17 protein-coding genes and 1 tRNA gene are annotated in these 16,404 nt (G+C 63.9%); 13 read left to right on the top strand and 5 right to left on the bottom strand.

All coding sequences use genetic code 11. The features are described from left to right. Nucleotides 1-130 precede the first annotated feature (130 nt). The gene (gene glmS, locus VNC39_RS00310) at nucleotides 131-1,954 is read right to left on the bottom strand and encodes a glutamine--fructose-6-phosphate transaminase (isomerizing) (RefSeq protein WP_325395018.1); all 1,824 of its coding nucleotides are present in this window, start codon (nucleotides 1,952-1,954) and stop codon (nucleotides 131-133) included. A gap of 185 nt (nucleotides 1,955-2,139) precedes the next feature. Here glmS and gph point away from each other — a divergent pair, with 185 nt between their 5' ends. From gph to VNC39_RS00265, 9 genes are all read left to right on the top strand, one after another. Beyond that, entirely contained in the window at nucleotides 2,140-2,772 is a 633-nt protein-coding gene (gene gph / locus VNC39_RS00305; protein WP_325395016.1) for a phosphoglycolate phosphatase, read from the top strand. 62 nt (nucleotides 2,773-2,834) lie between these two features. Next, nucleotides 2,835-3,284 (top strand): SUF system Fe-S cluster assembly regulator, encoded by a 450-nt coding sequence (locus tag VNC39_RS00300; protein WP_325395014.1) that lies wholly within the window; start codon nucleotides 2,835-2,837, stop codon nucleotides 3,282-3,284. Continuing rightward, complete coding sequence (gene sufB, locus VNC39_RS00295) at nucleotides 3,284-4,735, top strand: Fe-S cluster assembly protein SufB (RefSeq protein ID WP_325395012.1); 1,452 nt, start codon at nucleotides 3,284-3,286, stop codon at nucleotides 4,733-4,735. Before VNC39_RS00300 ends, sufB begins: the two co-directional genes overlap by 1 nt. Nucleotides 4,736-4,792: 57 nt before the next feature. After that, nucleotides 4,793-5,539, top strand: a complete 747-nt coding sequence (sufC, locus tag VNC39_RS00290; RefSeq protein ID WP_325395010.1) for a Fe-S cluster assembly ATPase SufC — start codon at nucleotides 4,793-4,795, stop codon at nucleotides 5,537-5,539. 2 nt (nucleotides 5,540-5,541) lie between these two features. Further along, the gene (sufD, locus tag VNC39_RS00285; protein ID WP_325395008.1) at nucleotides 5,542-6,639 is read left to right on the top strand and encodes a Fe-S cluster assembly protein SufD; all 1,098 of its coding nucleotides are present in this window, start codon (nucleotides 5,542-5,544) and stop codon (nucleotides 6,637-6,639) included. Beyond that, nucleotides 6,636-7,883 (top strand): aminotransferase class V-fold PLP-dependent enzyme, encoded by a 1,248-nt coding sequence (locus tag VNC39_RS00280; RefSeq protein ID WP_325395006.1) that lies wholly within the window; start codon nucleotides 6,636-6,638, stop codon nucleotides 7,881-7,883. The genes sufD and VNC39_RS00280 overlap by 4 nt, the downstream gene beginning before the upstream one ends. Continuing rightward, entirely contained in the window at nucleotides 7,880-8,305 is a 426-nt protein-coding gene (gene sufU, locus VNC39_RS00275) for a Fe-S cluster assembly sulfur transfer protein SufU (protein ID WP_325395004.1), read from the top strand. Before VNC39_RS00280 ends, sufU begins: the two co-directional genes overlap by 4 nt. Further along, complete coding sequence (locus tag VNC39_RS00270; RefSeq protein ID WP_325395002.1) at nucleotides 8,298-8,669, top strand: SUF system Fe-S cluster assembly protein; 372 nt, start codon at nucleotides 8,298-8,300, stop codon at nucleotides 8,667-8,669. Before sufU ends, VNC39_RS00270 begins: the two co-directional genes overlap by 8 nt. A gap of 1 nt (nucleotide 8,670) precedes the next feature. Further along, the gene (locus tag VNC39_RS00265) at nucleotides 8,671-9,045 is read left to right on the top strand and encodes a HesB/IscA family protein (RefSeq protein ID WP_325395000.1); all 375 of its coding nucleotides are present in this window, start codon (nucleotides 8,671-8,673) and stop codon (nucleotides 9,043-9,045) included. A gap of 154 nt (nucleotides 9,046-9,199) precedes the next feature. Here the strand turns inward: VNC39_RS00265 and ccmB are convergent, their stop codons facing one another. Continuing rightward, complete coding sequence (gene ccmB / locus VNC39_RS00260; RefSeq protein WP_325394998.1) at nucleotides 9,200-9,844, bottom strand: heme exporter protein CcmB; 645 nt, start codon at nucleotides 9,842-9,844, stop codon at nucleotides 9,200-9,202. Next, nucleotides 9,841-10,344 (bottom strand): heme ABC exporter ATP-binding protein CcmA, encoded by a 504-nt coding sequence (gene ccmA, locus VNC39_RS00255; protein WP_408839925.1) that lies wholly within the window; start codon nucleotides 10,342-10,344, stop codon nucleotides 9,841-9,843. The genes ccmB and ccmA overlap by 4 nt, the downstream gene beginning before the upstream one ends. A 150-nt stretch (nucleotides 10,345-10,494) precedes the next feature. Here ccmA and acnA point away from each other — a divergent pair, with 150 nt between their 5' ends. Further along, nucleotides 10,495-13,182 (top strand): aconitate hydratase AcnA, encoded by a 2,688-nt coding sequence (acnA, locus tag VNC39_RS00250; RefSeq protein WP_325394996.1) that lies wholly within the window; start codon nucleotides 10,495-10,497, stop codon nucleotides 13,180-13,182. A 187-nt stretch (nucleotides 13,183-13,369) separates the two neighbouring features. On the opposite strand, the gene VNC39_RS00245 is transcribed toward acnA, so the two are convergent. Next, nucleotides 13,370-13,750, bottom strand: a complete 381-nt coding sequence (locus VNC39_RS00245; protein ID WP_325394995.1) for a hypothetical protein — start codon at nucleotides 13,748-13,750, stop codon at nucleotides 13,370-13,372. 460 nt (nucleotides 13,751-14,210) lie between these two features. Beyond that, nucleotides 14,211-14,285 (bottom strand) — tRNA-Val (locus VNC39_RS00240). Nucleotides 14,286-14,441: 156 nt separating this feature from the next. Between VNC39_RS00240 and VNC39_RS00235 the strand changes: the two genes are divergently transcribed. From VNC39_RS00235 to ruvA, 3 genes are read left to right on the top strand one after another with little or no spacing between them, the layout of a single operon-like run. Continuing rightward, nucleotides 14,442-15,191 carry a YebC/PmpR family DNA-binding transcriptional regulator gene (locus VNC39_RS00235; protein ID WP_325394993.1) on the top strand — a complete coding sequence of 250 codons (750 nt, stop codon included), beginning with the start codon at nucleotides 14,442-14,444 and terminating at the stop codon, nucleotides 15,189-15,191. Next, nucleotides 15,191-15,754, top strand: coding sequence for a crossover junction endodeoxyribonuclease RuvC (gene ruvC / locus VNC39_RS00230; RefSeq protein WP_325394991.1), 564 nt, complete (start codon nucleotides 15,191-15,193; stop codon nucleotides 15,752-15,754). The genes VNC39_RS00235 and ruvC overlap by 1 nt, the downstream gene beginning before the upstream one ends. After that, the gene (gene ruvA, locus VNC39_RS00225) at nucleotides 15,751-16,350 is read left to right on the top strand and encodes a Holliday junction branch migration protein RuvA (protein ID WP_325394989.1); all 600 of its coding nucleotides are present in this window, start codon (nucleotides 15,751-15,753) and stop codon (nucleotides 16,348-16,350) included. The genes ruvC and ruvA overlap by 4 nt, the downstream gene beginning before the upstream one ends. Nucleotides 16,351-16,404 lie beyond the last annotated feature (54 nt).

Genomic DNA, 16,404 nt, shown 5'->3' with positions numbered 1-16,404 from the left:
GCCGATAGCATGGATGCTATCGATTTTCTAGAAAGTTATACTGCAAACCATCTGTAAAATTGCTTACCTGCGTCAAGGGGATAATCACCAACATTTTTATCTGCGAACAGCTCGACGCCGCGGCGCCCGTTCACTCCACGGTGACGGATTTGGCGAGGTTGCGCGGCTGGTCCACGTCCGTGCCCTTCAGCACCGCCACATGGTAAGCGAGCATCTGCACCGGGATGGCATAGAGGATCGGCGCGGCGAACGGATCGATTTCCGGCAGGATGATCGTCTCCGCGGCGATATTTTGCAGCTTGGCCGCGCCGGCCTGATCCGAGAACACCACGATCTGCCCGCCGCGCGCCGCCGCCTCCTGCAGGTTGGAGGCGGTTTTCTCGAAAAGCGGCCCTGAGGGGCAGATGGCGATGACCGGCACTGCCTTGTCGATCAGCGCGATCGGCCCGTGCTTCAGCTCGCCGGCGGCATAGCCCTCGGCATGGATGTAGCTGATCTCCTTCAGTTTGAGCGCGCCCTCGAGTGCGATGGGATAGCAGGTGCCGCGGCCCAGATATAAAACGTCCCGCGCCTCGGCGATGCGCATCGCCAGCCGCCGGATCGGCGCGTCATCGGCGAGAATTTCCGCCGCCTTGGCGGGAATTTCCAGCAGCACGCCGCACAGCCGGGCGATTTCCGCCTCGGGCAGTGCGCGGCGCGCCAGCGCCATTTTCAGCGCGAACACGGCCAGCACGGTGAGCTGCGCGGTGAACGCCTTGGTGCTGGCGACGCCGATTTCCGGCCCGGCGATGGTGTCCAGCACGGTGTCGCTCTCGCGTGCCATGGTGCTTTCCGGCACGTTGAGCACGGAGAGGATCTTTTGCCCCTCGGCGCGCATAAAGCGCAGCGCCGCCAGCGTGTCGGCGGTCTCGCCGGACTGGCTCACAAGCAGGCCGAGCCCGCCCTGGGTGAGCGGCGGCGCGCGGTAGCGGAATTCGCTCGCCACGTCCGCGTCCACCGGCAGCCGGGCCAGGCTTTCCAGCCAGAATTTGCCGGTCAGGCCGGCGTAATAGGCGGAGCCGCAGGCGCTCATGGTCAGGCGCGGCACGGCGGCAAGGTCGAAGGGCAGGTCGGGCAGCACCGGCAGTCGCGTGCCGGCGTCGATCATGCGGTGCACCACATCGCCGATCACCACCGGGTGCTCGTGCAGCTCCTTTTCCATGAAATGGCGGAAATTGCCCTTGCCGATCGAGGCGCCGGTGAGGTTGGTCAGCTTCACCGCGCGTTCCACGGCCGCATTGTCGCGGGTGAAGAAGGCAGCGCTCTCCCGCGTCACCACCACCCAGTCGCCGTCTTCGAGATAGGCGATCTTGCGGGTGAGGGGGGCGAGCGCCAGCGCGTCGGAGCCGAGATACATCGCCGCCTCGCCAAACCCCACCGCAAGCGGCGCGCCGCGCTGCGCGCCGATCATCAGCTCGGGGTGCCCGGTGAAAATCAGCGCCAGGGCATAGGCGCCCTCCAGCCGCGCGAAAGCGGCCTTGGCGGCGTCGACCGGGGCGAGCCCTTGGCTCAGCAGCAGGTCCAGCAGCTGGGCCACGGTCTCGGTGTCGGTTTCGGTCGAGAAAATCTGGCCGGCCGCCTCCAGCTCGGCGCGCAGCTCGGCATGGTTCTCGATGATGCCGTTATGCACCACGGCGACACGGGCGGTGCCGTGCGGATGCGCGTTCGATTCGGTGGGGGCGCCATGGGTGGCCCAGCGCGTATGGCCGATGCCGGTCACGCCCGGCAGCGGCCGCGTCTCCAGCGCCTCGGCCAGGTTGGCGAGCTTGCCCTCGGCGCGGCGGCGCTCGATATGGCCATTGACCAGCGTGGCGATGCCGGCGCTGTCGTAACCGCGATATTCCAACCGCCTGAGACCGTCGAGAAGCAGCGGCGCCGCCGGTCCGTTCCCCACCACGCCCACGATACCGCACATGGATTTGTACCCTCTCAATTGCGATCCGCCGGTAGCGTCCGGCGCCGCTCCGTGTCAAAGCCTAGAGCAACATCCGATCGCGTGGAGGTCGGATAAAGTTGCTCGTTTAAACAAAGACCTGGAGCAGGTTCCGTGAGCCAAAGCGAACCTGCTTTAGCAAATCAATTGATATGACGGAGTATTTCATGCGCGCTGTGGTGTTCGACCTGGATGGCACTCTCATCGATTCCGACCCGGACATAAGGGCCGCGCTCAACCGCGTGCTGGCCGCGGAAGGGCTGGAGAAGCTGAGCGTGGCCGATGTGCGGCGCATGATCGGCGACGGCGCCAAGGTGCTGGTGGAACGCGGCTTCGCGGCCCGGGGCCGCGTGGCGGAGGCCGTGCACGTCGCCGCCTTCATCGCCGATTACGAGGAGAATGTTGTGGTCGAGACGGCGCCCTATCCCGGCATCGTCGAGGCCCTGGAGGCGCTGAAGGATGCCGGCCATCCGCTCGCCGTGTGCACCAACAAGCCGGTGGTGGCCGCCCGCAACGTGCTGGCGCTGCTGGGGCTGGAGCCGTATTTCCGCGTCGTTGTGGGCGGCGATTCCACGCCCTACCGCAAGCCGGACCCCAAGCACCTGGAAGCGGTGCTGCAGGCGCTGGGCGCCACGCCGGAGCGCGCGGTCATGGTCGGGGACCACGCCAACGACATCGCCGCCGCCGCCGGGCTCGGCGTGCCGAGCGTGTTCGTGAGCTGGGGGTATGGGAAAGCGCAAGGCAGCCATACCATCGATAAAGCGGTTGAATTGCCGGGTCTGGTCGCGCAAATGGGTTGACGTTCCGAGGGCGGTGGCCCATTTGACAATCGGGACCAAACAGGTCCTGTATCGGAGCGCATATGCTGAGATTGTCCCGTCTGACCGATTATGCCGTGGTCGTCCTGGTACGGCTGAACGCCGTGCAAGGCGTCGCGACGTCGCCGGTGATCGCGGCGTCGGTGGGCATTCCCGAGCCGACCGTCGCCAAGGTGCTGAAAGCGTTGGCGGGGCAGGGGCTCGTCACCTCGATTCGCGGCGCGCATGGCGGCTACCGCCTGGGGCGTCCGCTGAACGAGATCGCCATTTCCGAGGTGATCGTGGCGGTCGACGGACCGATCGCGCTTACCTCCTGCGTCGACGGCGCGGTGGGCTGCGACAGCCTCGCGCTGTGCCCGATGGCCGGCCGCTGGGACCCGGTGAACGACGCGGTGCGCAATGCACTCGCGAACACCAGCCTTGCCGACATGGCCGCCGCGGTGCGCCGCGCGCCGCGCCCGCCCGTAACTGCATCCTTCAATGAGGTCGCCTGATGCCTGCTGTTGCCGAAACCCGTGAAACCGTCGAGGCGTTGACCGCCTCGAAATATAAATACGGTTTCACCACCGAAATCGCCATGGAAGAGTTCCCCAAGGGGCTCAACGAAGAGATTGTCCGGCTGATTTCTGCGAAGAAGCAGGAACCGGAATGGATGCTCGCCTGGCGCCTGAAGGCCTACGAGACCTGGAAGAGCATGGAGGAGCCGGTCTGGGCGCGCGTCTCCTACCCGAAGATCAACTATGACGATCTTTATTATTATGCCGCCCCGTCCGGGCCGGCACCGAAATCGCTCGACGAGGTCGATCCCGACCTGATCGCGATGTACGAGAAGCTCGGCATTCCGCTCAATGAGCGCGCGGCTTTGGCCGGCGTGGCGGTGGACGCGGTGTTCGACTCCGTGTCGGTCGCCACCACCTTCCGCGAGAGCCTGGCGAAAGCCGGCGTGATCTTCTGCCCGATCTCCGAGGCGGTGCGCGAGCATCCTGAACTGGTGCGCAAATATCTCGGCTCGGTGGTCCCGGTCGGCGACAATTTCTTCTCGGCGCTGAACTCCGCGGTGTTCTCTGACGGCAGCTTCGTGTTCATCCCCAAGGGGGTGCGGTGCCCGATGGAGCTATCCACCTATTTCCGCATCAATGCGCGCAATACCGGCCAGTTCGAGCGCACGCTGATCATCGCCGAGGAAGGTGCGAGTGTTTCCTATCTGGAAGGCTGCACCGCGCCGATGCGCGATGAGAACCAGTTGCATGCTGCCGTGGTCGAACTGGTGGCGCTGGATGACGCCAAGATCAAATATTCCACCGTGCAGAACTGGTATCCCGGCGATGCCGAGGGCAAAGGCGGGATCTATAATTTCGTGACCAAACGCGGCGCGTGCCGCGGCAAGAATTCGAAAATCTCCTGGACGCAGGTGGAAACCGGCTCCGCCGTCACCTGGAAATACCCGTCCTGCATCCTGCAGGGCGATGGCTCGGTGGGCGAGTTCTATTCGGTGGCGCTGACGCATAATCATCAGCAGGCCGATACCGGCACGAAGATGATCCATATCGGCAAGAACACCAGCTCGACGATCATCTCCAAGGGCATCTCGGCGGGCCATTCGAACAACACCTATCGCGGCCTGGTGAAGATCATGCCCGGCGCCACGAACGCGCGCAATTTCACGCAGTGCGACTCGCTACTGATCGGCGACCAGTGCGGCGCGCATACGGTGCCTTATATCGAAAACCGGAACCCCTCGGCGAAGGTTGAGCACGAGGCGACGACCTCGAAGATCGCCGACGACCAGCTCTTCTATTGCCGTTCGCGCGGCCTCTCGGAAGAAGATTCGGTGGGGCTGATCGTGAACGGGTTCTGCAAGGATGTATTGAAGGAATTGCCAATGGAATTTGCCGTCGAAGCACAGAAGCTTCTGGCAGTTTCGCTGGAAGGTTCCGTTGGCTAAAAAAATGCCGGCGCAGAAATTGCTGGCAGTATCGTTGGAAGGCTCGGTGGGCTAAAAATGCTTGAAATTAGAAATTTGACGGCGCGGATTGAAGACAAGGAAATTCTGCGCGGCGTGAATCTGGTGGTTCCCGATGGCGAGATCCACGCCATCATGGGCCCGAACGGCGCGGGTAAATCCACGCTGTCCTACGTGCTTTCGGGCCGCGAAGGTTATGAGGTCACGGGCGGCGAGGTGTTTTATAACGGCCAGGATCTGCTGGCCATGGAGCCGGAAGAGCGCGCTGCCGCCGGCGTGTTTCTCGCCTTCCAATATCCGGTGGAACTGCCCGGCGTGGGCAATGCCAACTTCATCCGCACCGCGCTGAACGCCGTGCGCCGCGCCCGTGGCGAGGACGAGCTGGACGCCGTGGCGTTCCTCAAACTCGCGCGCGCCGCGGTGAAATCGCTCTCGATGCCGGACGACATGCTCAAGCGCAACGTCAATGTCGGCTTCTCCGGCGGCGAGAAAAAGCGCAACGAGGTGCTACAGATGGCCCTGCTGCAGCCGGGCCTGGCGATCCTCGACGAGACCGATTCCGGCCTCGATATCGACGCGCTGAAGATCGTCGCCGATGGCGTGAACGCGCTGCGCGGGCCGAAATTCTCCGCGCTGGTCATCACCCATTACCAGCGCCTGCTCGACCATATCGTGCCCGACCATGTGCATGTGCTGGCGGCTGGCCGCATCGTGCGCTCCGGCGGCCCGGAGCTGGCGAAGGAGCTCGAGGCCCGCGGCTATGCCGGGCTGGAAGAAGCGGCCTGATCATGACCGCCCTTCCGACCCGTAAGCTGGAGGCGTTCCGCTATACCGATCTGCGGCCGCTTTCGGCCATTTCCTTCGCGCCTGCCGTGCCGTTCGCCGGTGTGGCGGCACTGCCGGAGCTCGGCCTGCCGCGCCTGGTGTTTCTGAACGGCGCGTTCAGCGCGGCGCATTCCTCCAGTTTTCCCTACATGCAGCCTTTCGCCGCCTTCGCGGAGGAGTCGGCCTTGCCGCTGCCGCAGATCAATGCGGCGCATGCGACGGACGGCGTTACGCTGACGGTGCCGGCCGGGGTTGATGCCGGCGCGGTCGTCCTGGTGTCCTACGCGTCCGGCGCGCAGCCTTTCGCGTTCCATCCGCGTCACCGCATCACGCTCGGTGCCGGGGCCAGGCTCACGATCATCGAGATCAACAAAGGCGAGGGCGTGTACTGGCACAATCCGGTCACCGACATCGTCGTGGGCGAGGGCGCCACGCTCGCGCATTTCCGCTTGCAGGCGGAGGGCACCGAGGCCTTCCACCTCGCCACCATGCGCGCCGAGATCGCCGGGAACGGCGCTTATGAGGCGTTCACCGCGGTGATCGGCGCGAAAATCTCGCGCGCGGAATTCCACGCCACCTTGACCGGGGTTCAGGCGCATACGCATCTCAACGCGGCGCAGCTGCTGCGCGGCACCCAGCACGGCGATTTCACGTCTGTGGTGCAGCACAGGGCGCCCAACTGCACCTCCCGCCAGACCGTCAAATCGGTGCTCGACGGGTCCGCGCGCGGCGTCTTCCAGGGCCGCATCGAAGTGGACCGGGTGGCGCAGAAGACCGACGGCTACCAGATGAACCAGGCGCTGCTGCTCTCGCCCACGGCGGAAATGGACATCAAGCCGGAGCTGCAGATTTTCGCCGACGACGTGAAATGCAGCCACGGCGCGACCATCGGCGCGCTCGATCCGGAGCAGATTTTCTATCTGCGTTCGCGCGGCATCGATGAAGCGGAAGCGCGTTCGATGCTGATCCGTGCCTTCCTGACCGAAGCGCTCGAGCCGGTCACGCATGACGTGGCGCTGGCGATGTTCGAGGCCGCGATTGATGAATGGTGGACCGTATGAGCGCTGCGCTGAAATCCATGCCCTTCGACATCGCGAAAATCCGCAAGGATTTTCCGATCCTCGACGCGCAGGTCCATGGCAAGAAACTGGTGTTTCTGGACTCGGCCGCCTCGGCGCAAAAGCCGCGCGCGGTGATCGACGCCATGACGCATGTGATGGAAGCGCAATACGCCAACGTGCATCGCGGTCTTCACTTCATGTCGGAGAAAACCTCCGACGCCTATGAGGCGGTGCGCGACAAGGTCGCTGCTTTGCTCAACGCCGCCTCGCGGGACGAAATCGTCTTCACGCGCAACGCCACGGAGGCGATCAATCTCGTCGCCTACAGCTATGGCCGCAGCGCCTTGCGGCCGGGCGATGCGATCGTGATCTCCGAGATGGAACACCATGCCAATCTGGTGCCGTGGCAGATCCTGCGGGACCAGCATGGCGTGGAGTTGCGCGTCGCGAAAATCACCGATGACGGCGAGCTGGATTTCGCGTCTCTGGAAGAGCAATTCGCCGACGGCAAAGTGAAGTTGCTGGCGATCACGCAGATGTCGAACGTGCTCGGCAGCTACACGCCGGCCGGACGGCTCGCGGCGTTCGCCCATGAACGCGGCGCCAAAATCCTGCTCGACGGCGCGCAGGCGGTGGTGCATCGCCGCATCGACGTGCAGGCCATCGACGCGGATTTCTACGTGTTCTCCGGGCATAAGCTTTACGGCCCCACAGGCATCGGCGTGCTCTACGCCAAGGCCGAGCTGCTGGAGGCGATGCCGCCTTTCCTGGCCGGTGGCGACATGATTTCCAGCGTCTCCTACGCGAGTTCGACGTGGGCGAGGCCGCCCGCGCGGTTCGAGGCCGGCACGCCGGCGATCATCGAGACCATCGGCCTGGGTGCTGCGATCGATTATGTGCAGGCGATCGGGTTCGATGCCATCTCCGAACATGAGCGCCGCCTCACCGATCACGCGCTGGCGGTGCTGTCGGACATCGAGGGCTTGAAAATTCTCGGCCAGGCGCAGGACCGGGGCGGCGTGATCTCCTTCACCATGGCCCAGGCGCATGCGCACGACATTGCCACGCTGCTGGACCGCCAGGGCATCGCCGTGCGCGCCGGACACCATTGCGCCGAGCCGCTGATGGGCCGCCTGGGCGTCAGCAGCACCGCGCGCGCGTCCTTCGGATTGTACACGCTGCCCGAGGAGATCGACGCGCTGGCGGCCGGGCTCAACCGCATCAAACAGGTATTTGGCGGATGACGGACCTCGCCGAACTTTATCAGAGCCTGATCATGGACCGCGCGCGCAAGCCGCGCTTTGCCGGGCGGCTCGAGACGTTCGATGCGGAGGCCACGGGCGACAACCCGATGTGCGGGGACCGCATCCATCTTTTTTTGCAGCGGGATGGCACGAAAGTGCTGCATGAATCGCGCGGTTGCGCCATCATGACCGCGAGCGCGGACCTGATGGCCGAAGCGGTGGCGAACAAAAGTGCGGCGGAAATCGAGCGGATGCGCGCCGCGTTTGAAGAGATGGTCAAAACCGGCAAGGCCGACCCGACCCTGGGAGACTTGAACGCGCTTTCCGGCGTGTCAGAATATCGCTCGCGCATACGCTGCGCGACATTGCCCTGGTCGGCTTTGGCCGATGCCGTGAAGGAGGAGCAGCCAACAAATGGATGACCAGAAACTGGTCCCGACCACGACCTGGACACCGGAAGGCGAAACCCAGCCTGCGGTGACCGAAGAGGCTGTGATCAACGCGATCTGCACGGTGTATGACCCGGAAATCCCGGTGAATATTTTCGAGCTGGGTCTGATCTACGCGATCGAGATCGCCGAAAGCGGCGACGTGAAGGTGGAGATGACCCTCACGGCGCCGGCCTGTCCCTCGGCGCAGGAACTGCCGGAGATGGTGCGTTCCGCCATCGCCGCCCTGAATGGTGTCGGAACCGTCACCGTTGACACGGTCTGGGACCCGCCATGGGACCCGACTCGCATGAGCGAAGAGGCGCGCCTCGCGCTGAACATGTTTCAGGATAGCTGAAATGAGCACAAGCACGACCCCGATGACCGCCAAACCCCGCCGCGAATTGCCGCCGCTGATGCAGCTGACGGAAGCCGCGGCCGACCGCCTGCGCAGCCTCTATGAAGGCGGTGAAGCCGGCAAGCTGCTGCGCATCTCGGTTTCGACCAAAGGCTGCTCGGGCATGTCCTACGACATGAACTGGGTCGCGGAAGCCGGCCCGCAGGATGAAACGGTGAAAAGCCACGGCCTGACCGTTCTGGTCGACCGCAAGGCCTCGTTGTTCCTGATCGGCACGACCATGGACTACAAGACCGATAAGCTCACCTCGGGTTTCACCTTCGAAAACCCGAACGAAAAGGGCCGCTGTGGCTGCGGCGAGAGTTTTCACGTTTAGGCAAGGCAAGCAAAAGTAAGGAAGTGCTACTTTTTGTGAACAAAAAGTAGCAAAAAAACTTTGTTTACTTTGGGCCCGTGCCGTTTCAACGTCTCAGGCCCAGTTTCAAGAAAGTTTTTGCGCCGCTTTTTTCAAAAAGCGGCTGCTTTCTTTCTTACTCTGCCGCCGCCCGCAGCGCTGCGCCGGCGCCCAGGGGCGCCAGCGGCAGCGCCAGGATGAGCATTGCCGCCAACATATAAAGAGGTGCCGCCGGGTGCGGCGAGGTCACGGCGGCGGTGCCGAAGATCAGCGTCGGGATCATCAGCGGCAAAGTGATCAGCGGCATCAGCGCCGCGGCGCGGCGCGCGCCCAGCGTCACCGAAGCCGCCAGCGTGCCGAGCAGCGAGAGCAGCATCGTGCCGGGCAGCAGCGTAAGTAACAAAAGTGGGATATGTCCCGCCGGCAGGCGCAGCATCACTGCCAGCGGCCCGGCGATCAGCAGCAGCGGCAGGCCGGTGGTCAGCCAGTGCACAACCGCCTTGGCGGCGGCCACCGCAGAGGCCGGCAAGCCGGAGAGCAGCAGCAGGTCCAGCGTGCCGTCCTCGAAATCCGCGCCGAACAGCCGGTCCAGCGGCAGCAGGGCGGCTAGCAGGGCGCAGACCCACACCACCCCGGCGGCGATCGCCACCAACACCGCCGGGTCCGGCCCCACGGAGAAGGCGAACAAAGTCCCCGCGATCACGAAAAACAGCAGTGCCGCCGCAGTGTCGGCGGCGTGGCGCAGCGCGAGCGTCAGCTCTCTCAGAATCAGGGCTCTCATAAATCCAACACCGCCGGGTCCTGCAAATCGAGCTTCATATGCGTGCTCGCGACGATCATCCCGCCTTGGGCGCGGTGCGTCTCGCACAGGCCGCAGAACTGCGCGACGGAGCGCGCATCCAGGCCCGTGGTCGGCTCGTCCAGCAGCCAAAGCGGTTTGTCCGCCGCCACCACGCGGGCGATCGCCAGCCGCCGCTTTTGCCCCGCCGAAAGCAGCCGTGCCGAAATCTCGGCATAGGCCCCGAGTCCCACCGCTTCGAGCGCGCGAAGCGGCACATGCTCGCCGGCGGTGAGCGCCGGTTTCACGGCATCCAGGTGGCCCAGCCAGCCAATCCGTTTTGCATGGCTGGGTAGATCTTCTAGCGCATCCTCGTCGCCCCAGCGCAGCGTCCCTGCGGCCAGCGGCGTGAGGCCGGCGAGGGCGCGCAGCAGCGAAGACTTTCCGGCCCCGTTGGCGCCTCGAAGAATCAGAATTTCGCTCGGGCGAAGGGTAAAGCTGATGTCGGAAAAGACCAGCCTGTCTCCCCTGAAGACCGACAGTTTGGACGCCGTGAACAGTGTTTTGGTATCCTATGACTGAATAGACGGGGCCTTATGGCTATGGTTTAACCCGTCGCAAATCACAAGCGGTCCAAAAGAAAGGGTTCCAACATGACAGCCGTTGGCCAAGATAGTCTGAAAACGCTGAAGTCCCTGTCGGTGGACGGCAAAGAGTATAAATATTACTCGCTCGCCGAAGCTGCCAAGACCCTGGGTGACATTTCCAAGCTGCCGAAAACCCTGAAAGTCCTCCTGGAAAACGTGCTGCGCTTTGAAAATGGCAGCAGCTACAAGGTTGAGGACGCCAAGGCCATCGCCGGCTGGCTGGAAAAAGCTTCGTCCACTAAGGAAGTGCCGTTCAGGCCCGCGCGCATTCTGATGCAGGACTTCACCGGCGTCCCCGGCGTGGTGGACCTGGCCGCGATGCGCGACGGCATCGTGCAATTGGGCGGCAAGCCCGAGAAGGTGAACCCGCTGGTTCCGGTCGACCTGGTCATCGACCATTCCGTGATGGTCGATTATTTCGGCACGTCGAGCGCGCTCGAGAAGAACATCGAGATGGAGTTCGACCGCAATGGCGAGCGCTATCGCTTCCTGCGCTGGGGCCAGGAAGCCTTCGACAATTTCCGCGTCGTTCCGCCCGATACCGGCATCTGCCACCAGGTGAACCTGGAATATCTCGCCCAGGTCGCCTGGACCTCGGGGAATGGCGGCGCCACTTACGTGTATCCCGACACGCTGTACGGCACTGACAGCCACACCACCATGGTGAACGGCCTGGGCGTGCTGGGCTGGGGCGTCGGCGGCATCGAGGCAGAGGCCGCCATGCTCGGCCAGCCGATCGCCATGCTCATCCCCGACGTGATCGGGTTCAAGCTCACCGGCAAGCTGCCGGAAGGTGCGACCGCCACCGACCTCGTGCTCACCGTCACGCAGATGCTGCGCGCCAAGAAGGTTGTGGGCAAGTTCGTCGAATTCTACGGCTCCGGCCTCGCCGAGATGGCGCTGGCCGACCGTGCCACCATCGCCAACATGGCCCCGGAATACGGCGCCACCTGCGGCTTCTTCCCGGTCGACAACGTCACGCTGGATTATCTGCGCCTGTCCGGCCGCGACGAATCGCGCATCAAGCTGGTCGAGGCCTATGCCAAGGCGCAGGGCCTGTGGGGCACGGACGCCGATACGGCGTTCACCGACACGCTGGAACTTGATCTCTCCACCGTGCAGCCTTCGCTCGCCGGTCCGAAGCGCCCGCAGGACCGCGTGCTGCTGAAGGACGCCGCCGGCGCCTTCAATGCCGAGCTCACCAAGGGGCTGGGCGTGCCGGCTTCTGACGCCGGCACCAAGGCCAAAGTGGCGGGCAAGGATTACGAGATCGGCCATGGCGACGTCGTCATCGCCGCCATCACCTCCTGCACCAACACCTCAAACCCCTATGTGCTGGTCGCCGCCGGCCTGGTCGCCCGCAAGGCCCACGCCCTCGGCCTGACGCCGAAGCCTTGGGTGAAGACCTCACTGGCCCCCGGTTCGCAGGTCGTCACCGAGTATCTGGACAAGTCCAAGCTGTCGGCGGATCTGAACGCCCTCGGCTTCCAGACGGTCGGCTATGGCTGCACCACCTGCATCGGCAATTCCGGCCCGCTGGACGATGCCATCGCCGAGACGATCGAGACCAACAAGCTGGTCGCCGTGTCGGTGCTCTCCGGCAACCGCAACTTCGAAGGCCGCGTGCATCCGAACGTGCGCGCCAACTACCTCGCCAGCCCGCCGCTGGTGGTCGCCTATTCGCTGCTCGGCAATATGCGCGAAGACATCACCACCGCCGTGATCGGCACGTCGAAGGACGGCAAGCCGGTTTATCTCAAGGATATCTGGCCGACCAACAAGGAGATCGGCGACATCGTCGGCTCCGTGGTCACCCGCGAGATGTTCCTCGATCGCTATGGCGACGTGTTCAAGGGGCCGAAGCAGTGGCAGGCGATCCAGGTCACCGGCGGCACCGACCGCTACACCTGGCCCGCTGGCTCCACCTACGTGAAGAACCCGCCTTATTTCGAAGGCATGACCATGGAGCCGAAGCCGGTCGCTGACATCAAGGGCGCGCGCATCCTGGCGCTGCTGGGTGACTCCATCACCACCGACCACATCTCTCCGGCCGGCAACATCAAGAAGTCCGGCCCGGCGGGCGAATTCCTCAGCCAGCACCAGGTGCTGCAGAAGGATTTCAACTCCTACGGCGCCCGCCGCGGCAATGACGACGTGATGGTGCGCGGCACGTTCGCCAACATCCGCATCAAGAACGAGATGCTGAGCGGTGTGGAAGGCGGCCTCACCAGGCATTTCCCGTCCGGCGACCAGCTTTCGATCTACGACGCGGCGATGCGCTACAAGAAGGAAGGCGTGCCGCTGGTCGTGTTCGGCGGCAAGGAATACGGCACCGGCTCCTCCCGTGACTGGGCGGCCAAGGGCACGTATCTGCTGGGCGTGAAGGCGGTCATCACCGAGAGCTTCGAGCGCATCCATCGCTCCAACCTGGTCGGCATGGGCGTGCTTCCGCTCACCTTCAAGGAAGGCATGGACCGCAAGACCCTCGGCCTGAAGGGCGACGAGATGATCGACATTCTCGGCCTGGAAAACCTCGCGCCGCGCATGGACATGAAGCTGGTGATCAAGCGCGCCAACGGCACCACCGACACGGTGGACGTGCTCTGCCGCGTCGATACCGCCGACGAGGTGAATTACTACCGCCACGGCGGCATCCTGCAGTACGTGCTGCGCGGCATGGCCAAGGCGGCTTAATACACGGAAAGTAAGGGCAGGGCTCTGCCCTGCACCCGCTGGGGCCGTAAGCCCTCCAGGGCCTTTCCATCGATGTTGTCACATCGATGGAACCTTGGGCCCTTCCGCCCCAGACCCCGGAATTTGAAACGGCGCCTTTTGGGCGCCGTTTCATTTTGCGAAGACAAACGGCGGTCGCCAGCCTTGGCTAGGGCACCGGTGTTTTCGGCACGACGACACCCGAATCAGATACGAACGCTAAGGCAGCGCCATACAGGCTGCCTGCAGAATTGGCCCTACAATAATTATCAACCCAGTCAAAAACACCGGCACTATCTGTGTTGATGGAATAAGGAACTCCTTTAGAGTTTGCTAACAGAACCTCTTCTCCGGTGACAAAGCCGGAAACAAACTCTTCGTCTTCCTGCGCAGAAAAACTGCTTTCCCCCTGGGCACGGTCGTGGATCCAGGTTCCACAACTGCTAAGCCCGGCCCCCATAACAAGTATTGTCCCTTGGCTGTATGCGGCCAGTGGTAGAGCCGCAAGACATAGGGCTAAAGCCAACCCCTTGATCAGAGGATAACGCACGGAGCTGACTCCTGTTTGTTGGACGATAGATTTTCTAACAGGAGTAAATTTAATTCGACAAGATAATCTGTGCGGATGGATTAAATGTAAAAAAGAATACGATCGATCAGCATCGGCGGTTTCCGATGCTGTCCTACAAAGAACAGAAAGAGAACAAATGGCGGGCGGCAAAACGATCCCGCCATTGGCAACGCCAGATCGTATATTTTGATTGTCGAACGGTTCAGGGCAATTCCAGCCCGCCTTTGGATTCTTAGGCTTGGATCCAGACCGAAGCGAAGCGGCTCAAGGGTGGGCCGGCGCGGTTCTCACGGCAGAGGGCGCAGATGGCACAACCTTGTGATCGTCGCGCCGGGGGCCTGAAAAGATGCCGGTAGCCCTTGCTACCCCTATGCTCCCCATTTTCAGAAACGGGGCATGGCAGGCTGACCTGATTTAGCCGCTAATCTATTGATTGAATTGGTGGGCGCGACAGGGATTGAACCTGTGACCCTTCGCGTGTGAAGCGAATGCTCTACCGCTGAGCTACGCGCCCGGTGAGGGACCCGATAAGGGGGGCGACGCGGGCTGTCAATTGGTTGTCATGTATTTTTTCAGGCGCGGCGCCCCCGGCGCGACCGGCTCCGCGGGCCGGTGCGATTTCGGCCGGGGCTTGCTTCCGGCGCACGCAGGAGGCTGCTAAACGACGGCAATGGCTGGACATTCCCAATTTAAGAACATCATGCATCGCAAGGGCGCGCAGGACGCGAAGCGCGCGCGCATTTTTGCGAAAATCATCCGTGAAATCACCGTTTCCGCCCGCGAGGGCCTGCCGGACCCTGCGGCCAATCCGCGTCTGCGTGCGGCCATCGCGGCGGCGCTGAAGGCCAACATGACGCGCGACACGATCGAGCGGGCGATCAAGAAGGCGACCGGTGCCGCCGGCGGGGAGAATTACGAGGCGGTACGCTATGAGGGCTACGGCCCGGCGGGCGTTGCCGTCATCGTCGAGGCGTTGACCGACAACCGCAACCGCACCGCCTCGGTGATTCGCTCCGCCTTCAACAAATATGGCGGGGCGCTCGGCGAAACCAACTCGGTTTCCTTCATGTTCAACCGCTTAGGCGCCGTGCGCTACCCCGCCTCCGCGGCCGATGCCGAGGCGATGCTGGAGGCGGCGATCGAGGCCGGGGCCGATGACGTGGCCAGCGACGCGGAATCGCACGAAGTGACTGTCGGCATCGAGGGGTTCTTCGCCGTGCGCGACGCATTGGAGCAGAAATTCGGCCAGCCGGCGGAGGCGCGCATCGAATGGCGCCCGAACATGACCGTCGCGCTGGACGAGGACAAGGCGGCGTCTGTGCTCAAGCTGCTGGACGTGCTGGAGGATGATGACGACGTCCAGAACGTCTATGCGAATTTCGAGATCTCGGAAGACATCATGCAGAAGCTCTCCGCCTGATGCCGTCCGGCGGGGCAGGGGCCGTTGCCACGACCGTCGATCGCCCGGCGCCGCCGGCGCCGGGCGCGGTGCGGCTGCTCGGCATCGATCCCGGCCTGCGCTTCACCGGCTGGGGCGTCGTGGATTCGGCGGGCAATCGGCTGCGCCATGTCGCCGACGGCGTGATTTCCACCGCGGACCTCTCCGATGTGCCGCTGCGCCTGAAACATCTGGACGATGCCCTGGCGGAGATATTGCTGCGCTACGCGCCCGATGAGGCGGCGGTGGAGGAAACCTATGTGAACCGCAACGCCACGGCGACGCTGAAACTGGGCTATGCGCGCGGCGTGGCGCTGCTGGCCCCGGCGCGGCACGGCATTCCGGTGTTCGAATATGGCGCGAAAACCGTGAAACTCGCGGTGGTCGGCACCGGCGGGGCCGACAAGGAGCAGGTCGGGCTGATGGTCCGCCGCCTGCTGCCAGGCGCCGTGCAAAAGCGTGCCGATGCGGCCGATGCCCTCGCCGTGGCCATCTGCCATGCGCACCACCGCGCCAGCCGCGCGGCTTGGACGGCCGGCGCATGATCGGCCGCCTGCGCGGTGCGGTGGACGCGATCGAGGACGGCAAATGCCTGATCGATGTGTCCGGCGTCGGCTATGTCGTATTCTGCTCCAGCCGGACCCTGGGCGAACTGCCGAACCCGCCCGCCACCGCCACGCTGCTGATCGAGACCCTGGTGCGCGAGGATGCCATTTCGCTCTACGGGTTCGCCAGTGCGGCGGAGCGTGAATGGTTCCGGTTGCTCACCATTGTACAGGGGGTTGGCGCGAAAGTGGCGCTTGGCCTGCTCTCGGCCCTGTCGCCGGATCAGCTGATCGCCGCCATCGCGTCGCAGGACAAGGCAGCACTCACCCGCGCGCCAGGTGTCGGCCCCAAGCTCGCCATCCGCATCCTCACCGAGTTGCGCGAAAAAGCCGGCGCCATGCCCGGCGGCGGAGCCCAGATTGCCAGTGCGCCGGTGGGCCAGGGGGCGATGGCGGACGCACTCTCGGCCCTCACCAATCTCGGTTATCGCCGCGCCGAGGCGGAAGCCGCGCTCGGCCGCGCCGCCGACGAACACGGGACGGAGGCCACGCTCGACGTGCTGATCCGCGCCGGGCTGAAGGCATTGGCAAAGTGAGGGGAAGGCAAGGAAGCGCTTCTTTTTGTGAACAAAAAGAAGCAAAAAAACTTT

Origin of the sequence: Acidocella sp. (assembly GCF_035535915.1) — a bacterium.
Classification (GTDB): Bacteria; Pseudomonadota; Alphaproteobacteria; order Acetobacterales; family Acetobacteraceae; genus Acidocella.
This window is presented reverse-complemented; position numbering and strand designations above follow the sequence as displayed.